The sequence below is a fragment of the Gordonia heveisoli genome, from assembly GCF_030315745.1.
Lineage (GTDB): Bacteria > Actinomycetota > Actinomycetes > Mycobacteriales > Mycobacteriaceae > Gordonia.
In genome coordinates, this window is sequence record NZ_JASXSH010000005.1 from 57,440 (window position 1) to 78,548 (window position 21,109).

The 21,109-nt window shown below is 68.2% G+C and carries 18 protein-coding genes; 12 read left to right on the plus strand and 6 right to left on the minus strand.

The window, feature by feature from the left end; all coding sequences use genetic code 11:
- Positions 1 to 6: 6 nt before the first annotated feature.
- Both mtr and QSJ18_RS05950 read right to left on the minus strand, forming a co-directional pair.
- Positions 7 to 1,407: a mycothione reductase gene (gene mtr, locus QSJ18_RS05945; protein WP_286325381.1), complete on the minus strand. Its 1,401-nt coding sequence runs from the start codon at positions 1,405 to 1,407 to the stop codon at positions 7 to 9.
- Positions 1,404 to 2,492: an alpha/beta hydrolase gene (locus tag QSJ18_RS05950; RefSeq protein ID WP_286325382.1), complete on the minus strand. Its 1,089-nt coding sequence runs from the start codon at positions 2,490 to 2,492 to the stop codon at positions 1,404 to 1,406. The genes mtr and QSJ18_RS05950 overlap by 4 nt, the downstream gene beginning before the upstream one ends.
- A 213-nt stretch (positions 2,493 to 2,705) precedes the next feature.
- Here QSJ18_RS05950 and mqo point away from each other — a divergent pair, with 213 nt between their 5' ends.
- Genes mqo through QSJ18_RS05980 form a run of 6 tightly spaced genes read left to right on the plus strand, consistent with a single transcriptional unit; the run spans position 2,706 to position 10,533 of the window.
- Positions 2,706 to 4,223 (plus strand): malate dehydrogenase (quinone), encoded by a 1,518-nt coding sequence (gene mqo / locus QSJ18_RS05955; protein WP_286325383.1) that lies wholly within the window; start codon positions 2,706 to 2,708, stop codon positions 4,221 to 4,223.
- Positions 4,224 to 4,279: 56 nt separating this feature from the next.
- Complete coding sequence (locus tag QSJ18_RS05960) at positions 4,280 to 4,759, plus strand: GNAT family N-acetyltransferase (RefSeq protein WP_286325384.1); 480 nt, start codon at positions 4,280 to 4,282, stop codon at positions 4,757 to 4,759.
- A complete protein-coding gene (locus QSJ18_RS05965) occupies positions 4,756 to 6,747 on the plus strand; it encodes a VWA domain-containing protein (RefSeq protein ID WP_286325385.1) in 1,992 nt (663 codons plus the stop codon). Before QSJ18_RS05960 ends, QSJ18_RS05965 begins: the two co-directional genes overlap by 4 nt.
- A 30-nt stretch (positions 6,748 to 6,777) precedes the next feature.
- Positions 6,778 to 7,395, plus strand: coding sequence for a cob(I)yrinic acid a,c-diamide adenosyltransferase (gene cobO / locus QSJ18_RS05970; RefSeq protein WP_286325386.1), 618 nt, complete (start codon positions 6,778 to 6,780; stop codon positions 7,393 to 7,395).
- On the plus strand, positions 7,392 to 8,870 hold the full coding sequence (locus QSJ18_RS05975) for a cobyrinate a,c-diamide synthase (RefSeq protein WP_286325387.1): 1,479 nt from the start codon (positions 7,392 to 7,394) through the stop codon (positions 8,868 to 8,870). The genes cobO and QSJ18_RS05975 overlap by 4 nt, the downstream gene beginning before the upstream one ends.
- Before the next feature lie 7 nt (positions 8,871 to 8,877).
- Complete coding sequence (locus tag QSJ18_RS05980) at positions 8,878 to 10,533, plus strand: GAF domain-containing sensor histidine kinase (protein ID WP_462475996.1); 1,656 nt, start codon at positions 8,878 to 8,880, stop codon at positions 10,531 to 10,533.
- 1 nt (position 10,534) lies between these two features.
- Here QSJ18_RS05980 and QSJ18_RS05985 read toward each other — a convergent pair whose 3' ends face one another.
- The gene (locus tag QSJ18_RS05985; RefSeq protein WP_286325388.1) at positions 10,535 to 11,221 is read right to left on the minus strand and encodes a response regulator; all 687 of its coding nucleotides are present in this window, start codon (positions 11,219 to 11,221) and stop codon (positions 10,535 to 10,537) included.
- Between the two features lie 152 nt (positions 11,222 to 11,373).
- Between QSJ18_RS05985 and QSJ18_RS05990 the strand changes: the two genes are divergently transcribed.
- The 4 genes from QSJ18_RS05990 to QSJ18_RS06005 all read left to right on the plus strand — a co-directional run bounded on the left by QSJ18_RS05990 (position 11,374) and on the right by QSJ18_RS06005 (position 15,688).
- Positions 11,374 to 12,369, plus strand: a complete 996-nt coding sequence (locus QSJ18_RS05990) for an acyl-ACP desaturase (RefSeq protein ID WP_286325390.1) — start codon at positions 11,374 to 11,376, stop codon at positions 12,367 to 12,369.
- 107 nt (positions 12,370 to 12,476) lie between these two features.
- Positions 12,477 to 12,725 carry a hypothetical protein gene (locus QSJ18_RS05995; RefSeq protein ID WP_286325545.1) on the plus strand — a complete coding sequence of 83 codons (249 nt, stop codon included), beginning with the start codon at positions 12,477 to 12,479 and terminating at the stop codon, positions 12,723 to 12,725.
- A gap of 115 nt (positions 12,726 to 12,840) precedes the next feature.
- Complete coding sequence (cobA, locus tag QSJ18_RS06000) at positions 12,841 to 14,064, plus strand: uroporphyrinogen-III C-methyltransferase (protein ID WP_286325391.1); 1,224 nt, start codon at positions 12,841 to 12,843, stop codon at positions 14,062 to 14,064.
- Between the two features lie 121 nt (positions 14,065 to 14,185).
- A complete protein-coding gene (locus QSJ18_RS06005) occupies positions 14,186 to 15,688 on the plus strand; it encodes an MFS transporter (RefSeq protein ID WP_462475997.1) in 1,503 nt (500 codons plus the stop codon).
- A gap of 10 nt (positions 15,689 to 15,698) precedes the next feature.
- Here the strand turns inward: QSJ18_RS06005 and QSJ18_RS06010 are convergent, their stop codons facing one another.
- Positions 15,699 to 16,280, minus strand: coding sequence for a TetR/AcrR family transcriptional regulator (locus tag QSJ18_RS06010; RefSeq protein ID WP_286325392.1), 582 nt, complete (start codon positions 16,278 to 16,280; stop codon positions 15,699 to 15,701).
- Between the two features lie 97 nt (positions 16,281 to 16,377).
- On the opposite strand from QSJ18_RS06010, the gene QSJ18_RS06015 reads away from it, so the two are divergent.
- Positions 16,378 to 18,009 (plus strand): MFS transporter, encoded by a 1,632-nt coding sequence (locus QSJ18_RS06015; protein WP_286325393.1) that lies wholly within the window; start codon positions 16,378 to 16,380, stop codon positions 18,007 to 18,009.
- Between the two features lie 52 nt (positions 18,010 to 18,061).
- Here the strand turns inward: QSJ18_RS06015 and QSJ18_RS06020 are convergent, their stop codons facing one another.
- Both QSJ18_RS06020 and yaaA read right to left on the minus strand, forming a co-directional pair.
- On the minus strand, positions 18,062 to 18,379 hold the full coding sequence (locus QSJ18_RS06020) for a DUF3592 domain-containing protein (RefSeq protein ID WP_286325394.1): 318 nt from the start codon (positions 18,377 to 18,379) through the stop codon (positions 18,062 to 18,064).
- A 130-nt stretch (positions 18,380 to 18,509) separates the two neighbouring features.
- Positions 18,510 to 19,250 carry a peroxide stress protein YaaA gene (gene yaaA, locus QSJ18_RS06025; RefSeq protein WP_286325395.1) on the minus strand — a complete coding sequence of 247 codons (741 nt, stop codon included), beginning with the start codon at positions 19,248 to 19,250 and terminating at the stop codon, positions 18,510 to 18,512.
- 104 nt (positions 19,251 to 19,354) lie between these two features.
- Between yaaA and QSJ18_RS06030 the strand changes: the two genes are divergently transcribed.
- Positions 19,355 to 21,085 carry a proline--tRNA ligase gene (locus QSJ18_RS06030; RefSeq protein ID WP_286325547.1) on the plus strand — a complete coding sequence of 577 codons (1,731 nt, stop codon included), beginning with the start codon at positions 19,355 to 19,357 and terminating at the stop codon, positions 21,083 to 21,085.
- The last annotated feature ends 24 nt before the right edge of the window (positions 21,086 to 21,109 follow it).

Here is a 21,109-nt window from a genome sequence, read left to right on the forward strand (position 1 = left end):
GGACTCTCAGACCTCCAGGCCGAGCAGCGCGTTCTCCAGCACCTCGGGCATGGCGGGGTGGATCCAGTACTGACCGCGGGCGAGTTCGTGTACGGGCACCCCGAAGGACATCGCGGTGATCGCCGTCTGGATCACGGTCGGTGCCTGCGGCCCGATGATGTGTGCGCCCAGCAGCTTCCCGGTGCCTCGTTCGGCGATCAGCTTGCAGAAACCCTCGGTGTCCTCCATCGCCCAGCCGTAGGCGACGTCACCGTAGGCCTGGATCTTGACGGTGATGTCGAGACCGGCGGCGCGGGCCTGCTCCTCGGTCAGCCCGACCGCGGCGATCTGCGGATGGGTGAACACCGCGGCCGGTACGAAGCGATGGTCGAAGCTCACCAGATCGGCTGCGTCCCAATCCTTCAGGAGATTGGCCTGGACAACGCGCTGCTCGTGGTTGGCGACGTGTTTGAGCTGATAGGGAGAGCTGACGTCACCGAGCGCCCAGACGCCGCGGGCGGCGGTGCGGCCGTGTTCGTCGCAGTGCACGCGGCCCGACTCATCGACCTCGATGCCGACCGAGGCGGCGTTGAGTCGGTCTCCGTTGGGGCGGCGGCCCACGGCCACCAGCAGTACGTCGGTGTCGATCTGACTGCCGTCGTCGAGGCTGACGCGAATGGTGCCGTCGGGTAGCTCCTTGGCCGCCGACACGGTGGTGTTGTGTCGGACATCCCATTTGGCCGCCGCGACCTCGGTGAATCGGCGGGAGATGTCGGCGTCCTGTTTACGCAGCAGGGCGTCGCCGCGCGCGATGATCGACACCTGGCTGCCCAGGGCGCCGAAGACATGCGCGAATTCGGCGGCGATATAGCCGCTTCCGACGATGACCAGACGTCTGGGGAGTTCCGGCAGACGCATCACATCGTTGTTGGTGTAGTAGCGCACCCCACTGTCGGCGATGGCGTCGGGGATGATCGCCCGCGACCCGGCCGCCAGCACGACCCGATCGGCCAGCACGACGGCATCCTCGGTGACGAGGCGGTACCGTCCGGCGTCGTCGCGGCCGTCGAATTCGACGTGGGTGGAGTACACGGTGATGTTCGGGCACCGGTCCACGCGGTATTCCTTGCCACCGGCCGAGAGCGGATCGATGCGGCCGAAGACACGTGCGACGATGGCCGGCCAGTCCACCGCGTCGACGTGGGCGTCGACGCCGAGCCGAGCCGAGTTGTCGACGATGTCGGCGATCTCGGCGGGGTAGACGAACATCTTGGTCGGAATGCAGCCGACGTTGAGGCAGGTTCCGCCGTACACGCCTTCCTCGAAGATGGCGATCGACATGTCGTCGAAGCGTTCGTCGGGGATGGAATTGCCGCTGCCCGAACCGATGATGGCGAGGTCGACGGTCTGGGTCACTGGTGCGGTCATCGCAGGGTCTCCTCGGGACGCGAGTCGCTGTCATGGGTGTGTTCGGACCGGCGTTCGGCGACCCGGGTGAGCCAGGCGTCGACCTCCCGGTAGGCGCGTTCGCGCGCGGCTTCGCGGGACAGGAATACGTCGTGACGGGCGCCGGGGATCGGGACGACGCTCACGCGGCCACCCAGGCATCCGCTCCATCGCGCGATTTGACTGACGTCGAGGACGGCGTCGGCGACGTCGACGCGTTCGGAGTAGGCGCGTGAGAAGTGGGTCTTGTCCGAGCGCAGCACGAGCGACGGCACGCCGACATCGAGTCCGCGATGCAGCCTGCGCTGGGCGGTGCGGATGGCGTTGAGGAACCCGAAGGTCACCGGGAAGCCGCCCAGCGGCTTGACCGTCAGGTCGTAGTGCCACTCGCCGTGCGCGTCCGCGTGCAGGCTCTCGCCGTAGGCCGACGACAACTCCTTGGGCACGACCTCCTTGGGGCGCGCGGCGGCCAGTGCCTTGAGCAGCATGGTGACCGGGTAGCTGCGCAGATAGGACTCGCCCTGTAGGTCGAGCCACGGGCTGTTGAGCAGCAGTCCGGCGACGCGGGCATGTTGATGTGGTGCCTGCGTCCGTAGCCGGTCGAGCCACAGCGGGGCGACGAGTCCGCCGGTCGAGTGGGCGGCCACGATCACCGGGACGTCGCCAGCTTCGGCACCGATGATGTCGAGGGCCGCGGTGAGCTCTTCGTCGTACTGGGTGAGATCGGAGGTGTAGTGCGCAGTGTGCTGCGGCTGCCGTGAACGCCCACATTTGCGCAGGTCGAGGGCGTAGAACCGATGTCCGCGGGCGGTGAAGAAGTCGGCGAGCGGTTCATGGAAGAAGTAGTCGGTGAATCCGTGCACGTACAGCACCGCGCCGGTGATCGGCTCGGGTCCGGTTGCGCCGGCTCGGACCAGCGTCGCCGAGATAGGTCCCTCTCCGTCGGGATCTGGGCCGAGTGGGAGGGTGCGCACCTGATATCGGTCGAGGAAGCGGTCGGGCTGCCAGCCCTCGTCTGCGGCGAGTGGGGCCCGGCTGGAGGCCGTGGGGTCCGGGGTAGCGGTCACGGGTGCCAGCTTAATGACCACTGGTCGTCGGCACTCAGTGTCATTCAGCCCACATTTCTGGAGATCCGATTATTTTTCCCGGGGCAGGATGGGGAACAATGTCTGGTGAAGCAATGGCCACATGCGAGGAAGTCGCGGCCGGCGGTGATCGCCAGGTGTTCGCACGTCCTCTGACAGGTGCACGTGTCCGCAATAGGTGAAGTGGGAGTCCAGGTGTCGAAACCGGTGATCAAGACTGACGTTGCGTTGGTGGGTGCGGGCATCATGAGTGCCACCCTCGGTGCCCTGGTGCGCCAGCTGCAGCCGGACTGGTCGATCAGCCTGTTCGAGCGTCTGGACGCCGCGGCCGCCGAGAGTAGCGACCCGTGGAACAACGCGGGCACCGGTCATTCGGCGCTGTGTGAGCTGAATTACACGCCGAAGACACCCGATGGTGACGTCAACATCGACAAGGCGATCACCATCAATGAGCAGTTCCAGGTCTCCCGCCAGTTCTGGGCGCATTCGGTGGACCAGGGCATCCTCGGTGACCCGACCGAGTTCATCAACCCGATTCCGCATGTGGCCTTCACCCACGGCGAAGCCGGTGCCGACTACCTGCGTAAGCGTTACGACAAGCTGGCCGGTCAGACCCTGTTCGAGGGTATGGAGTTCATCACCGAACCCGACGAGTTCGCCGCGCGGCTGCCGCTGATGTCGCAGGGCCGTGACTTCTCCGACCCGGTGGCGCTGAACTGGTTCACCCAGGGCACCGATGTCGACTTCGGCGCGCTGACCCAGCAACTGCTCAACTACGTCGGCAAGGACGCCGACATCTTCTTCGGTCATGCGGTCACCAACCTGACCAAACAGTCCGACGGCAGCTGGATCGTCAAGGTCGCCAACCAGCGCACCGGCGAGAAGTTCAAGGTGCATGCGAAGTTCGTCTTCGTCGGCGCAGGCGGCGGTGCCCTGCACCTGCTGCAGAAGTCGGGCATCAAAGAGGCCAAGGGTTTCGGCGGTTTCCCGGTGTCGGGTGAGTTCTTCCGCTGCACCAACCCGGATCTGATCAGCCAGCATCAGGCGAAGGTCTACGGTCAGGCCGCGGTGGGCGCACCGCCGATGTCGGTACCGCACCTCGACACCCGCGTCATCAACCACAAGCCGGGCCTGCTGTTCGGTCCGTATGCCGGTTGGTCGCCGAAGTTCCTCAAGTCGGGCAAGATCACCGATCTGCCGCTGTCGGTCAAGCCCGGCAACCTGCTGCCGATGTTGTCCATCGCACCGCAGGAGTTCGGCCTGCTCAAGTACCTGATCAGCGAGTTGGCGGCGAGCCGCGCCGACCGGGTGAAGACGCTCAGCGAGTTCGCCCCGCGTGCGGTGGGCAGTGACTGGGAGATCATCACTGCCGGTCAGCGAGTGCAGGTCATCCGTAAGACCGGGGTCGGTGGCTCGCTGGAGTTCGGCACCGCCGTGGTGGCCGCCGGTGACGGCACGATCGCCGGTCTGCTCGGTGCCTCGCCGGGCGCGTCGACCGCGGTGCCTGCGATGCTCTCGGTGCTGGAGAAATGCTTCCCGCAGCAGTACGCGTCGTGGGCGCCGAAGCTGTCGGCGATGATCCCGTCCTTCGGGCAGAAGCTGACCGGCAACCGCGACCTCTATCACCAGGTGTGGGACTGGACGAACACCAGCCTGAAGCTGACCAAGGACGCTACCGCCGACGCCACGCTGCAGTCGGCGAGCGCGCACTGAGCTGAGCAGCACACCGCATCGGATGCCGGTGCGCACGGTGTGGTAGTCACGACTACATGAGCTCACCAGCAGACGCTCGGACCGGCAGACTCCGGAGTGCCCGGACCGTCGATCTCGACCCGACGACGCTGTACCGCATTCTGCGGTTGCGTGGCGACGTGTTCGTGGTCGAACAGTCCTGCGCGTACCCGGATCTCGACGGCCGTGACCTGGAACCCGGGACACGTCAGTTCTGGATCGGTGACGAGGACGGTGTGCACGCGACCCTGCGACTGCTCACCGATCCGGTGGATGCCGACGGCGCGCTGGTCTACCGGATCGGCCGGGTGTGCACCGATCGGGCCCATCGTGGTCGGCGGCTGGGCGCCCGGCTCATCGACGCTGCCCTCGCCGAGGTGGGAGCACATGCGTGTCGGATCGACGCGCAGGCCCATCTGACCGGGATGTACGGTGCCTTCGGCTTCGTCGCCGAGGGTGATGAGTATCTGGAGGACGGTATCCCACACGTGTCGATGTTCCGGAAGGTTGTCGCATGAGCGCCCCCGCGTTCAGTTCCTATCCCTTCAGCGCTGTCGTCGGGCAGGACCAGCTGAAACTGGCGCTGATCCTGTCCGCCATCGCGCCGGGTATCGGCGGGGTGCTGATCCGCGGCGAGAAGGGCACCGCCAAGTCGACCATCGTCCGCGGTCTCGGACCGCTGCTCGGTGGGGACGGCGCTGCGGGTGACGATGCTGCGGGTGACGATGCTGCGGGGAATGGGCAGTCACGGGGCCGGGTCGTCGAACTGCCGATCGGTGCCACCGAGGACCGGGTGATCGGCTCGCTGGATCTGACGTCGGTGCTGCGCGACGGGCGTGCCGAGTTCACCCCGGGTCTGCTGGCCCGCGCCGACGGTGGCGTGCTCTACATCGACGAGGTGAATCTGCTCGCCGACCATCTCGTCGACGTGTTGCTCGACGCAGCGGCCAGCGGTCGGGTCACCATCGAACGCGACGGTGTATCTCACACGCAGGCAGCCGATTTCGTTCTCGTCGGAACTATGAACCCCGAAGAGGGAGAATTGCGTCCGCAGCTGCTCGACCGGTTCGGGCTCGCCGTCGACGTGGTCGCCGCCCGCGACATCGACGAGCGGGTCGAGGTGATCTCGCGCCGGATGGCCTTCGACGCCGACCCGGCGGCCTTTGTGACCGCCTACGCCGACGCCGACGCCGATCTGGCCGCGCGGATCGCCGCCGCACGTCACGCGGTCGCCACCGTCGGGTTGCCGACCGCGGAGTTGCGCCGCATCGCGGCCATCTGTGCGCATCTCGACGTCGACGGTCTGCGCGGCGACATCGTCGTGGCCCGCACGGCCGCCGCGCATGCCGCCTGGCGGGGGGCCGACGCGGTCGGTGAGGAGGATGTGCGCGCGGCCGTCGAACTCGCGCTGCCGCATCGCCGCCGACGCAATCCGTTCGACGAGTCGGGACTGAGTTCGCAGCAGCTCGACGACGCCATGCAGGCCGGTGACGAGGCTGCCGGACCGGACCCGGAACCCGACCCCGATCCCGACGGTGACCCGCCCCCGGACGGGTCCGATCGCTCGGCCGACCAGTCCTCCGGACCCGGAGCGGAAAATGCCACTGGGGGAGCGGATTCGGCGGACCCGTCGGCCGAGCAGCCAGATGCGGAGCCCGAGGACGCGCCGAATCCGGTACCCGGTCCGCGGTTCGGTGCAGGCAACGCGCCCACGGGTCGCCGTCTCCGCACCTTGCGGGTCGAGGGCATCGGCGACGGTGAGCCGGGACGGCGGTCACGCGCGCGCAGCCGGCGCGGCCAGACGACCCGCGCCATCGAGTTCGAACGCGGCCGACCCTTGCATCTGTTCGCGACCGTGCTGGGCGCGGCGGGGCGGGATGCCACCGCCGACGACCGCCCGACGGCGGGGCTGCGGGTCGCCGCCGCCGACCTGCGCGGCGCCGAACGCGTCGGCCAGGAGGCCAATCTGGTGGTGTTCGTCGTCGATCTGAGCGGCTCGATGACCGCGCGACGACGGCTGAGCGCCGTCTCGGAGCTGTGCGTGGAGATGCTGCGGGATTCCTACACCCGCCGCGATCGGGTCGCCGTGGTGGTCGCCCGTGGGCGCGCGGCCGAACTGGCGGTGCCCCCGACGAAGTCCGTCGACATCGCGTTGCGTCGACTCGAAGCGGTGCGCACCGGCGGCCGTACACCACTGGCCGAAGGACTACAGATGGCCACCGAGGTGATCGAGCGCTCTCGGCGTGCCGAACCGGAGCGCCGGCCGCTGCTGGTGGTGGTCACCGACGGCCGGGCGACGGCAGGCGACCATGCCCCCGATCGTGCGCGTGCCGCGGCCGCGGGCATCTCCCGGCGCGGGATCGACACGGTGGTGGTCGATGCCGAGCAGGGCATGGTGCGCCTCGGGATGGCGGCCGACCTGGCCGCGTATCTGAGTGCCGACCTCATCTCGATGGATCAGCTGTCGCTGTCCGCACTGGCTCCCGGCGCCCGTCCGGCCGCCTAGCAAGTCACCCGACGACAAGAGGAACATCAAGTGCCACAGGGTATTCCAGCCAGCATTCCGGACGATGGCCTGACCACCAGGCAGCGCCGCAACACGCCGGTGCTGGCCGTTCACACCGGTGACGGCAAGGGGAAGTCGACCGCCGCCTTCGGGATGGCGATGCGGGCGTGGAATGCCGGACTCGACGTCGCCGTGTTCCAATTCGTGAAGAGCGCCAAGTGGAAGGTCGGCGAGGAGTCGGCGCTGACGGCGCTGGGCGACCTGCACCGCGAGACCGGTGCCGGGGGGCCGGTGCAGTGGCACAAGATGGGGCAGGGCTGGTCGTGGTTGCGGGCCAACGACGACCACGACGACGACCATGCTGCGGCGGCACGCGCGGGCTGGGCGGAGATCGCCCGGCGGATCGCGGCGCAAGAACACGACTTCTATGTGCTCGACGAGTTCACCTATCCGCTGGATTGGGGGTGGATCGACATCGACGAGGTGGTCGAGGTGCTGTCCACCCGGCCGGGCCGACAGCATGTGGTGATCACCGGCCGACGCGCGCCACAGCAGCTGGTCGACGCCGCCGACCTGGTCACCGAGATGCGCAAGATCGCCCACCCGATGGACGCCGGCCGCAAGGGGCAGAAGGGCATCGAGTGGTGAGCGGTACCCCCGCAATCGTCATCGCCGCACCGTCCTCGGGCAGCGGCAAGACCACCGTCACCACCGGACTGATCGGTGCCCTGCGCGCCGCCGGACATCGGGTCGCCCCGTTCAAGGTGGGACCCGATTACATCGACCCCGGCTATCACGCGGTCGCCGCCGGACGCGTCGGACGCAACCTCGACCCCAACCTGGTCGGCGCCGACCTGGTCGCACCGTTATTCGCGGCCGGTTCGGCCGACGCCGACATCGCCGTCATCGAGGGCGTGATGGGGCTCTTCGACGGCCGCATCGTGGCCGACGACGACGCAGACACCCTGGGGGTGGGTTCCACCGCACAGGTCGCGACGCTGATCGGGGCACCGGTCGTCCTCGTCGTCGATGCCGCAGGCCACAGCCAGTCGCTGGCCGCGGTGCTGCATGGTTTTCTCGGATACGAACCGGCGGTGCGCATCGTCGGGGTGATCCTCAACCGGGTCGGGTCGCCCCGGCACGAGTCGGTGCTGCGGCAGGCGTGCGCGCGGGTCGGCATGCCGGTCTTCGGCGTGCTGCGGCGCGACCCGAGCCTCGCGGTCCCGTCGCGGCACCTCGGCCTGATCCCCGCCGCCGAACGCAGTGCCGACGCGCAGGCCGCGGTCGCCGCCATGGCGACGAAGGTCGGTGCGGCACTCGACCTCCCGGCGATCGTCGCAGCGGCACGCGGTGCCGATGTACCGGCCGTCGCGGGCTGGTCGGCCACCGACGCGATCGCCGGATCAGGTGCGGAGTCGGGGACCGGATCGAACGGGACCACAGGCACTGGCGCCCGGCCGGTGATCGCGGTGGCCGGGGGAGCGGCGTTCACCTTCGGCTATGCCGAACACACCGAACTTCTGCGGGCCGCAGGCGCCGACGTGGTCGGCTTCGATCCGCTGCACGACCGGCTGCCCGCCGGCACCGCAGGCGTGGTCATCGGCGGCGGTTTCCCCGAGGAGCACGCCGAGGAACTGGCGGCCAACGAGCCGCTGCGCGCCGACCTTGCCGCACACGCCGCCGCAGGTCGGCCGATCGCCGCCGAGTGCGCCGGATTGCTTTATCTGGCAACGACACTCGACGACCATCCGATGACCGGTGTGCTACCCGTCGACGGTCATTTCGGCCCCACGCTGACGCTCGGCTACCGGGATGCGGTCGCGGTGGCCGATTCGGTGCTCTACCGGGCGGGTGACCGGGTGACCGGGCACGAGTTCCATCGCAGTTTCGTCACCACCCGTCCCGATGACCGCGCCGATGGCCTGTCCGCCGCCTGGGGCTGGACCGGGCATGACGGTCGGTCGGCTCGGCACGGCGTTGTCTCCGGAGCCGTGCACGCCTCGTACCTGCATGTGCATCCGGTCGCGGTACCCGCCGCGATCGCCCGTTTCGTCGCGGCGTCCACCGGGCACGCGGCATCATCGAACCTGTCGGCATCGAGGCCGGCGATTGCTGAGGGATGACCGACCGATGGTGAGCGACAACCGGTTGCGTGAGGCGCTCGACGCACTGGCCGAATACGGCGCCGACGATCCGACACTGCTGCGCGAACTGCTCGAAGCAGTCCTGGTCGTCGGGCAGGGGCTCGACCTCGACGACGCCCTACAGCGGATCGTCGAGGTGGCGGTCGGGGTCGTCGATGCCCGGTACGGTGCGCTCGGCGTCCGCGGGCCCGACGACGGGCTGAGCGCCTTCGTCTACACCGGCATCACCGCCGCCCAGCGGGCCACGATGGGGCCGCTGCCGGTCGGCAAGGGGGTCCTCGGCGTCCTCATCAACGATCCCAAGATCCTGCGCATCCCCGATCTCGCGCAACATCCCGCCTCGGTGGGCTTCCCGCCGCATCACCCGCCGATGACGACCTTCCTCGGAGCGCCGGTCATCATCCGCGGTGAGATCTTCGGCCGCATCTACCTCACCGAGAAGAAGTCCGCCGACCAGTTCTCCGACCTCGACGAGACGCTGATCGCGGTCCTGGCCATCGCCGCCGGTATCGCCGTGGACAATTCGCGACTGTTCGAACGTGCGCGCACCCGGCATCGCTGGATGCAGGTGGTGGCCCGTCGAGGTTCCGAACCGCTGGCCGGGATCGCGCTGTCGGACACCATGTCCCGGCTGTGCACCGACGTCGCCGACCTCGTCGGCGCCACCGACGTCTTCATCGTGACCGACGATGCGGGGGAGGTCGAGGTGCGCGGACATACCGGGAGCGCACCGGCGGTCGGTGACTACACCTCGCCCGCCGTGTCGAAATTCCGGGTCGTCGAAAGCGGGTCCATCTCACCGGCATTGGTGCGCCGGGGCGCGCAATGGACCACGGTGCAGCCCCTGCAGCGTGCCGCCGGCGCCTTCGGCTGGATCGTCATCACCCATCGCACGCGTCCCACCTGGGAGGATGAGGAGATCGCCGGGCTGGCCGCGGTTGCCGAGGTCGCCTCACTGGCGGTCGTCTACGCCGAACAGCAGCAGACCGCACGTGACCTGGAAGTCCTCGAAGATCGCCACCGCATCGCCCGTGATCTGCACGATCACGTCATCCAGCGGCTGTTCGCCATCGGCATGTCCATCCAGACGATGCTGGCGCGCACCGCGGCCGGGGAGCCGGTCACGGCTTTCGACGAAGAACTGATCAACCCGCGACTCGAACAGATCATGGACGATCTCGACGCGACCATCGCCCAGATCCGCACCTCGATCTTCGATCTGCAGACCGCGTCCGACCATCACGACACGGCGACGCTGCGTCGTCGAGTGCTCGACATCGTCAACGAACTGTCGGTGCACGCCCCGATCTCGCCCAGCGTCGCCTTCGACGGGCCGGTCGACACCGTCGTCCCAGAAACCCTCGGACCACATATCGACGCCGTGCTGCGCGAAGGGCTGAGCAATGCGCTGCGGCACGCGCAAGCCGACCACATCGGGGTGTCGGTGAGCGCCGACGACGTGCTGACCGTGGAGATCACCGACGACGGCGTCGGTATCGGCACCGACGTCACCTATCGCGGGTTGGACAACCTGACCCGGCGCGCCGACGAATGCGACGGCACCTTCGCCGTGGTCACCTCGCCGGCCACGAGCAGGCGCCGGGGCGGCACGACGCTGACGTGGTCGGTGCCGCTGCGCTGACTCAGGCCTTGCCGTCGCGCAGCTTGGTGGCCATCACCGCCACCTGGGTGCGGCGCTGCATGTCGAGTTTCGACAGGATCCGCGACACATAGTTCTTGATGGTCTTCTCCGCCAGGAACATCCGTTCCGCGATCTGACGGTTCGTCATCCCCTCGCCGATCAGGCTGAACACCTCACGTTCCTGCGGGGTGAGCTCGGCGAGCGGGTCGGGTCGGTTCTTGCCGTCACGCAGCTTGGCCAGCAGCGCGGCGGTGCTGCGGTCGTCGAGCAGTGATCCGCCGCGACCCACCGTGCGCACCGCCGCCACCAGGTTGTGCCCGAGGATCTGCTTGAGCACGAAACCCGAGGCGCCGGCGAGGACCGCGGCCAGCAGGGCGTCGTCGTCGGCGTAACTGGTGAGCATCAGACATTTCACCGACGGATCGGCCGCGCGCACCTCGCGGCACAGTTCGACGCCGTTGCCGTCGGGCAGCCGGACGTCGAGGACCGCGACATCGGGTTTCGCGGCCAGGATGCCGACGAGTGCCTCGCCGACCGATGCCGCCTCGCCGACCACTTCGATGTCGCCTGCGGTACCGAGCAGGTCACGCAGCCCGCGACGGACGAGTTCGTGGTCGTCGACCAGGTAGGCGCGTACGGGCGCGGCATTCGGATCGACCGGTGGTGCGGGAGGCTGTGACGCGGACATATCCCTGAAAATACCCGAGTACGGGCCGGACGTCGGTGCCCAAACGCGCGACGAAAGGTCCCTGATCTTCGGGACCTTCGCCCCACGCTGCAGAACCACCCACGGCGCAAGGTTGGTAGCACCACCCGGATCGGCATTACCAAGGAGCGTCCGTGACCACCCTGATCGGTTCCCCCGAACTCAACAACACCGGCATGACCGGTGGCGACCTGCTGCGCGAGTTGCTGCCGGTGTGTGAGGCCGAGGTCGAGCGTCATATGAAGATGACCAAGGACTGGCATCCGCACGACTACGTGCCGTGGGACGACGGACGCAACTTCGCCGCACTCGGCGGGGAGGACTGGGATCCCGAGCAGTCCAAACTCTCCGATGTCGCCAAGGCGGCAATGATCACCAACCTGCTGACCGAGGACAACCTGCCCTCCTATCACCGGGTGATCGCCGACAACTTCAGCCTCGACGACGCGTGGGGATTCTGGGTCGGTCGCTGGACCGCCGAGGAGGCGCGCCACAGCATCGTCATGCGCGACTATCTGGTCGTCACCCGAGGTGTCGATCCGGTCGAGCTGGAGAACGTCCGTATGCAGCACATGACCGGCGGCTTCAATCCGCTGCCGGAGGACGACGGGCAGCGCGATCACAGTTTCGACATGCTCTACGCGGTCGCCTACGTCAGCTTCCAGGAACTGGCCACCCGAGTCAGCCACCGCAACACCGGCAAGGCGTGTGGCGACCCGATCGCCGACCGGATGCTGCAGCGCGTCGCGGCCGACGAGAACCTGCACATGCTGTTCTATCGCAACATCGTGGCCGGGGCGCTCGACCTCGTCCCGGATCAGACGATGGCCGCGATCTACGGCATCGTCTCCAACTTCCAGATGCCCGGTGCGACCATGCCGAATTTCCGCCGCAACGCGGTCCTCATCGCCAAAGGCGGCATCTACGACCTGCCCCAGCACATGAGTGAGGTGGTGATGCCGGTGCTGCGCAAGTGGCGGATCTTCGAACGCGACGACTTCGGCCCGCTCGGGGAGCACTACCGTGAACAACTCGCCGAGTTCCTGGAGCAGATGAATATCAAGGTCGAACGGTTCGAGGCGTCTCGGGACCGGGCCCTGGCCCGCGCCAAGTCGAAGGGCATCGCATGACCACCTTCGAACCGCTCACCGCCCGGCAGTTGGACATCGAAGTGCTCGCCGACCTGCCGGACGGGCCGGTCGTGGAGGGTTGTGACAACTGTTGTGGGAGTTGCCAGATGTCGAGTGCGGACGCGCCGCCGGTACCTGCCGGTTTCGACACCGCGATCGCGATGGCCGAGGCGGCGGCGAACCACAACCCGTCGTGGTGGAACGAGATCCGCACGCACGCAGGAGATTCGGCGGACGGCGAATACTGTTCGTCGCTTCTACTCGGTGCGTTGCTGCAGTCGGCCGCACACCGGCTGGGGGTGCCGACCGCCGACGTGTGGGCCTATATCCGCCGCACCGGTGAACTGCCGCTCTGAGGGTGCTCGCGGTGGCCGGCCGCCACGTCCGGGGGCATAGCACGTCAGGATGGCCACCCGACTGCTCGACTGCCGATGGCGGTACGCGGGTGCGGCGCCGATAGACTTCCGTGCCATGGTGAGCGAACAATCGCAGTCGGGCGGGCACTACCTGGTGGGGCTTGATCTGCGCGGACGTCGGGTCGTGGTGGTCGGCGGCGGATCGGTCGCCCAGCGACGGCTGCCCAATCTGATCTCCGCGGGTGCGGATGTGCACGTCATCGCCGTCGACCCGACTCCTGCGGTCGAATCGTTCCCGGGCATCGCCGTGACCAAACGTGCCTACGCCGACGGTGATCTCGACGGTGCCTGGTATGTGATGGCCTGCACCGACGATCCCGCGGTCAACGCGGCGGTGGTCGCCGAGGCCGAGCGCCGCCACACCTTCTGCGTGCGCGCCGACGATGCACGGTCGGGGACCGCGGTGACACCCGCCTCGGGCCGCCACCGCGACATCCAGTTCGGTGTCCTCGCCGGCGGCGACCACCGGTTGTCGGCGGCCCTGCGCGCCGCCATCGGCCGAGCGCTCGCCGACGGCTCACTCGTCGTCGAGGACACCGCGCCGCATGCCGCGGGTGTCGCACTCGTCGGCGGCGGACCGGGCGACCCCGACCTCATCACGGTGCGTGGTCAGCGACTGCTGGCCGAGGCCGACGTGGTGGTCGCCGACCGGCTGGCCCCGCCGGAACTGCTCGCCGCGCTGGGCCCGCAGGTGGAGATCATCGACGCCGCCAAGGTGCCCTACGGTCGCGCGATGAAGCAGGAGGCCATCAACGACGTCCTGGTCAGCAAGGCGCAGGAGGGGAAGTTCGTCGTCCGGCTCAAGGGCGGCGACCCGTATGTATACGGCCGTGGCTTCGAGGAACTGCAGGCCTGTGTCGCGGCCGGGGTACCGGTCACCGTCGTACCCGGGATCAGCAGTTCCATCGCCGCACCCGCCTCCGCGGGTATCCCGGTCACCCACCGCGGCGTCACCCACGAGATCGTCATCGTGTCCGGGCATGTGCCGCCCGGCCACCCCGATTCGCTGACCGATTGGCCGTCGCTGGGCAAGCTGCGCGGCACTATCGTGCTGATGATGGCGGTCGAGCGCGTCGAGGTCTTCGCCGATGCGTTGCTGGCGGGTGGACGGGCACCGGAGACGCCGGTCGCGATGATCGAGAACGGTTCCCTGCCCACCCAGCGGGTCCTGCGCACCGACCTCGCACATGCCGCCGAGGTGGCGGGCGCGCAGGGACTGCGGCCGCCGGCGATCGTCGTCATCGGTGAGGTCGCCGGATTCACCGAAGGCGCGCTCTGAACGCTCGACACCACCGGACGGGAACCCGTCGTCGTGATGCCGCCGATCACCGGAATGGGACGACCGACCTGACCAACGAGGATTGGCATATCGGGGCGGCAGGCCGGTAGCGTCCCTCGGTATGTCTACGTCCGGAATGCCGGAGGCGCCCACGATGGCCGCACCCGAATATCGCAAGGTCTTCGGACCGGCGATCCTCGTCCTCTCCGGTATGCAGCTCCTGATGGTCCTCGACGGGACGGTCGCCGCGCTGGCGCTACCGCGGATCCGTGAGGCACTCGACCTGTCCGAATCCAGTGCCAACTGGATCATCAGCAGTTACGTCCTCGCTTTCGGCGGCCTCATGCTGCTCGGCGGACGCCTGGGCGACACCTTCGGCCGAAAGCGCATGTTCGTCGTCGGTGTCTCGATGTTCACGCTGACCTCGTTGCTGTGCGGCCTGGCCTGGAACGAGGCCAGCCTGGTCGTCGGGCGGGCCCTGCAGGGCGCGTCCGCGGCGATCGCCGCACCGACGGCAATGGCGCTGGTCGCCACCACCTTCGCCCCCGGCAAACCCCGAAGCCAGGCCTTCGCCGTCTACGCCGCGATGACCGGTGTCGGCTCGGTGGCCGGACTGATCGTCGGCGGTGTGCTGACCGAGATCCACTGGCGTCTGGTGTTCCTGATCAACGTCCCGATCGGCCTGGCGGTCGCGGTGGGTGCGCTGTGGACGTTGCGGGAGTCGCAGGGGGAGCGGTTTTCGCTGGACGTGAAGGGCGCGGTGCTGGGCACTCTGGGATGCACCCTGCTGGTACTCGCCGTCAACGAGGGGCCCAACGGCTGGGGGCAGCCGATCGTGGTCGGCTCGTTCGTGCTCGGGGCGCTCGCCCTGATCGCCTTCGTCTTCGTCGAACGCCGGGCGAGCAACCCGATCCTGCCGTTCGTGCTGTTCGACAACGTCAGCCGCGTCGCGGCGCTCCTCGCGATCCTGTTCGCCAGCATGATCATGATGTGCATGGCGGTGTTCATCTCGCTGTACCTGCAGGGCATCCTCAAATACAGCCCGATACAGAGCGGTCTGGCCGTGGTGCCCTTCGCCTTCGGCCTGGCGATCGCGGCTGCGATCGCTTCGAAGCTGGCACTGATGATGCAGCCGCGGTGGCTGGTCCTGGCCGGCGGAGCGGTCATTCTGGCCGGTTGTCTGTATGCGTCCTCGATCGCCACCGACGCCCCGGGCTACTTCCCGAACATCGCGTTACCCGTGGTGGTGATCGGTTTCGGAGTGGGCCTGGCGGTGATCCCGCTGACCCTGTCGGTCGTCGCCGGTGTCGGCCCGAACGAGATCGGTCCGCTGACCGCGCTCGCTCAGGTCGCACAGAATCTCGGTGGCGCGGTCGGCCTGGTCGTCGTCGGGGCGATGGTCACCTCCCGAGCTCTGTCCCAGGGCGGTACCACCGGCCCGGTCGAGGAGATGAACGCCGCGCAGCTGGCCGCGCAGGCCGACGGCTATGGGCTGGCCTTCGCCTGCTGCGCCGGAATCGCGGTCATCGCCGCGATCGTCGTGCTGTTCATGCGCTTTACTCCCGAAGAGGTCGCCGAAGGGCAGGCCGCCCAGGAGGCGGCCGACGCGGGTGTGGACGCCTGAGTCCGAACGCTCAGCCTGCCGATAGTGCGCCGGCGATGGTGAGGCGGGCCAGCGCTTCGGCCCGCTCGACCGGATAGTCGGGGCCGTCGAGCAGCACCGCGAGGACGATGCCACCGACGATCGCGTCCAGGCATGCCTCGATCCGCTCATCGTCGAAGGTGGGCACCACCGACAGCCGGTCGCGGACCATCGCGCGCATCGGGTCGCTGAGTTCGGCCCGGAATCGGGCGGCGGTCGCGGGATCTTCGAGGGCTGCGGCAGACAGGGTTCGCACCGTGGCCTGCCCCTGGGTACCGGTCAGGGCCTGCGCCAACCGGCCCGCCCATACGGCGACGTCATCGGCGACGTCGGTACCGGAGTCGATCTGCGGCATGATCTCGTCGGCGTCCTCGGCCAGCACGTCGGCGACCAGGGCGGTGCGATTGCGCCACCAGCGGTAGATGGTCTGCTTGCCGACGCCGGCCGCGGATGCGACACCTTCGATGGTCAGCGACTCGAAGCCGCGTTCGAGTAGTAGCGCCCGGGTGGCGTCGAGGATGGCGCGCCGCGATCGTTCGCTGCGTCGTCGTGGTGCACGCGCCTGCTCGGTCACCGCGTCATCGTATCGGCGCGAAAGCCTGCCGTGGGTCGGGTCGATGGCTTACCGTGTCCCTGCGAGACGAGACGCACCGTCTCGTTAAGGGGTGGGAATGAGCGAGACGTCGAAGTCGGTCGGGCGGGGTGCGGTGGCGTGGCTGATGGCCGTCGTCTGTTCCGCGCTGGGACTGGTGATGGGTGCGATGACCGCCCTCAACCTCGCGTTGCCATCCATCGCCGCCGACGTCCAGGTCACCACCACGCAGCTGACCTGGCTGGTCGACGCCTACACCCTGGCGATGGCGGCACTGTTGCTGCCGGCCGGCGCGATCGGCGACCGCTATGGCCGGCGCGGAGTCATGATCATCGGCCTCGTGCTGTTCGCCCTGTCGTCCTTCGCGGCCGTCGTCCTCACCGACCCCGGTCAGCTCATCGCCTCGCGCGCGCTGGCCGGTGTGGCCGCGGCGCTGATCATGCCGGCAACGCTCTCACTGCTGACCTCACATATGCCCGCCGATAGTCGGCATATGGCGGTCGCCATCTGGGCCGGCGTCGCCGGTGCCTCCGGTATCGGCGGCTTCTTCCTGTCCGGCGCGTTGCTGGAGTTCTTCGAGTGGCAGTCGATCCTGCTGACCCTCGGTCTGGTCGCCGCGGTGTTGACCGTGCTGTCCCTGACCATCGGAACCTCGCGCGACGACTCGCCCAAGCGGTTCGACATCCCCGGTTCGCTACTGGCGCCCGCGGCGGTGGCGCTCGTCGTCCTCGGTCTGCTGGAAGCCCCGAACCATGGCTGGACCTCCGCATTCGTGGTCGCCTGCCTGCTTGCCGGGATCGCCCTCGGAGTGGCATTCGTGGCCGTCGAGCGGCGTCGGGACGACCCGTTGCTGGATATGTCCCTGTTCACCAACCGGGCGTTCTCCGCGGGTGCGCTCTGCGTGACGCTGCAGTTCTTCGCCTCGATGGGCATCTTCTTCGTGCTCCTGCAGCAGTTGCAGTTGAGCATGGGGATGTCGGCGTTGATGGCGGCGACCGCGCTGCTGCCGATCGTCGGGATCCTGCTGGTGATGTCGCCGCTGAGCGCGTGGTTGACGGTGCGCGTCGATCTGCGTGTCGTGCTGGTCCTCGGCAATGGACTCACCGGGCTCGGCATGGTGCTGATGGGGGTCATCGACTACCACACCTATCTCGGCGTGCTGCCGTTCGCGATCGTGGTGGCGCTCGGCCAGGGATTCGCGACCGCACCGCCGACGACGGCCATCATGGCCAACACCCCGGAGTCGGCGCAGGGCGTCGGATCTGCGGTCAACGACACCGCACGCGAACTGGGGTCGGCGATCGGTATCGCGCTGGCGGGCAGTGTCGTCGCCTCTGCATACGCGCATCGGATCGCGCCACTGCTCGACCAGTTGTCGGCGCAACCGGGTGGTGTTGAGTTGTCCACGCCGATTTCGCGCACGCTGGCCGAGGCGCTGGTCGTCGCCGACCGGATCTCCCCGGCCAATTCGGTTCTTGCCCAGTCTATTCGGGATCAGGCGACGGAAGCGTTCGACGGCGCGGCCGCGCAGGCCTGCTGGGTGATGGGCGCGGTGATCCTGGTGGGTGCGGTCGGACTGGCCGTTCTGTGCCCGGCCCGCATCGGTGGAACCGCGGCGGGAGTGGATCCGGGCGCGGATATCGATGGTGGCGCGGGCCCCGAGGCGGAGGCCGTCGATGTCGACGACGTCGGCGTCGGTGCGCGCCCCTGACCCCGGTCACCGATCGATGTTGACCCCGGTCACAGTTCGATGCTGACACCGGTCACAGATCGATGTGGTACTTCTGCGGGTTGTCGCGGTCGATATATACGGTGGTGGTGTAGCGCTGACCGTCGACCAGGTATTCGACAATCGCGCGGTGTTCGTACTGGCGATCCTCGCGGTCCCATGATCGGGTGTAGTCGATCACCCGGCCGCTGGTCTGTTCGGCGTTGCTCGCGAAGCCGACCGCCCAGATGGTCAGGCCGACGGCGACGACCAGGCAGATGATGCCGATCGCGGCGAAGGTGCGCACGACCCACACCACCCAGTTGGGTGAGCTGGTGCGCTCGAGTGCCCGCCTCCGTGCCAGATCCGTCACAGTGCCCTCCCAATGGCCGTCGATCTCACCGCCGGTTGTTGCATCGCAGCGGGCCGATCGCGGGTGTCATCGTTCGGGTGGCTGACCGGGGGCGTTTCGAGACGTGCGTGCTCGATGGCCAACGGTCCGCTCAGTCGGTGACGACGGTGATCTGGCGTTCCCCGGCGATCTCCACCCGCTGACCGGCATCGGCGAGGACCGCGGCCAGCCCGTTGATGTCACGCACCGTGCGCCGGGTGCGGACGAGTTCGCGCGCCATCAAACCCTTGTAGTGCTTGTTGAAGTGGCTCACCACTTTTCGGGAGCCGTCGGCGGCTTCGGTGACGACGGTTGCGGTCACCGCGCCGCGTACCGGACCGAGCTGGTGATAGACACCGGAGCGGAGGTCGACGACGAAATCGTCGACGGCGTCCAGGGTTTCCGACAGCGTCGGCTTCCACAGCGCCGCCAGCGTCGGCTGCCCGGGCAGCTTCGATCCGCCGGACAGACGATAGGCGGGAATCGGGTCGGCGGCGGCGACCACACCGAACAGGGCGGACCCGATCGCGAGGCGCTCGGCGGCCTTGGCCTTGCCTGCTTTGGTCAGATGCGGGTAATCGAGGGCGTCGTAGAGGACACCGGTGTACCGCTCGATCGCCGGTCGAGTCGGCGACAACCACAGGTCGGCATTGCGGTCCACCTCCGACAACTGGGTGGCGCCGAGGCCCAGTGCGACCCGGCTGGCGTCGAGGTCGGCGGCCAGTTCGACGATCACTTCGGCGATGAGTTTGCGGGTGGCGTTCAGCTCCGGGAACGACAGGGTGTCCAGATCGAGGGGCGCACCGGTGCCGCCGTCGGATTTGGTCTCGGAGGGAGGCAGGATGACGAGCACCGCAACACCCTATCGGCGCGGGCGGTGCAGCTCGACGCCGGAGGCCACGGCGCGCATCGGGTGCGGCGAACAGCCGACTATGATCGACCACCGTGATCACACGGATGTCGACCCTGTTCCTGCGGACCCTGCGCGACGATCCGGCTGACGCCGAGGTACCCAGCCACAAGCTGCTCGTGCGCGCCGGATATGTGCGCCGTGCCGCGCCCGGCGTGTACAGCTGGCTGCCCCTCGGTCTGCGGGTGCTGCGGGCGGTGGAGACCGTCGTCCGCGAGGAGATGGACGCCATCGGTGCCCAGGAGATCCTGCTGCCCGCGCTGCTGCCGCGCGACGCCTACGAGGCGACCGGCCGATGGACCGAATACGGCGACGCGCTGTTCCGCCTCAAGGACCGCAAGGGCGCCGACATGCTGCTCGGTCCGACCCACGAGGAAATCTTTACCCAGCTGGTGAAGGGGGAGTACTCCTCCTACAAGGACCTGCCCACGATCCTCTATCAGATCCAGACCAAATACCGTGATGAGGAACGTCCGCGTGCGGGCATCCTGCGTGGCCGCGAGTTCGTCATGAAGGACTCCTACTCCTTCGACCTCGACGACGACGGGCTGAAGGGTTCCTACGCCGCGCATCGTGAGGCCTACCAGAAGATCTTCGCCCGGCTGGGTGTCGAGTATGTGATCGTCGCGGCGACCTCGGGTGCGATGGGTGGCAGCGCCTCCGAGGAGTTCCTCGCGGTCAGCGAGGTGGGTGAGGACACCTACGTCCGCTGCGTCGACTCCGACTACGCGGCGAACGTGGAGGCGGTCGTCACCCCGGCCCCGGAGTCGATCCCCTTCGACGGACTCGCCCCCGCCCAGGTCCACGACACCCCCGGCACCCCGACCATCGAGTCGCTGGTGGACTGGGCCAACGCGACCCTCGACGGCCAGTTCGGTGGCTCGGACACCCTGAAGAACGTGTTGGTGAAGGTGCGCGAACCCGGTGGCGAATGGCAGCTCACGGCGGTCGGTGTCCCCGGCGACCGCGAGGTCGACTTCAAGCGTCTGGAGGCATCCCTGGAGCCGGCCGAGGTCGAACTGCTCACCGACGAGGACTTCGCCGCCAATCCCTTCCTGGTCAAGGGGTACATCGGACCGAAGGCATTGATCGCCAACGAGGTTCGCTATCTCGTGGACCCGCGGGTGGTCGACGGCACCAGCTGGATCACCGGCGCCGACGAACCCGGCAGGCATTACGTGGGGTTGGTCGCCGGTCGCGACTTCACCCCCGACGGCACCATCGAAGCGGCCGAGGTCCGGGAAGGGGACGCGTCCCCGGACGGCAAGGGCACCCTCGTGGCAGCCAAGGGCATCGAGATCGGACACATCTTCCAACTCGGCCGGAAGTACACCGACGCATTCGACGTCGATGTCCTCGGCGAGAACGGCAAACCCGTCCGCCTGACCATGGGCTCCTACGGTGTGGGCGTCTCACGTCTGGTCGCGGTGATCGCCGAGCAGTGCCATGACGAGAAGGGGCTGCGCTGGCCGCGCGCGGTGGCGCCGTTCGCGGTGCACCTGGTCATCGCCAACAAGGACGAGGCCGCGGTGGCGGGGGCTCAGGCACTGGCCGCCGACCTCGATGCCGCGGGCCTGTCGGTGCTGCTCGACGATCGCAAGGCGTCGCCGGGAGTGAAGTTCAAGGACGCCGAGCTACTCGGCATGCCGGTGGTCGTGGTCGTCGGACGCGGCTACGCCGGTGGCACCGTCGAACTGCGAGATCGCTTCACCGGGGAGGCGAGCGAGATCGCCGTCGCCGACGCGGTCGCCACGATCATCAACGCGGCTCGCGCCTGATTCACGGCCCTGCCCGGAGGGTGG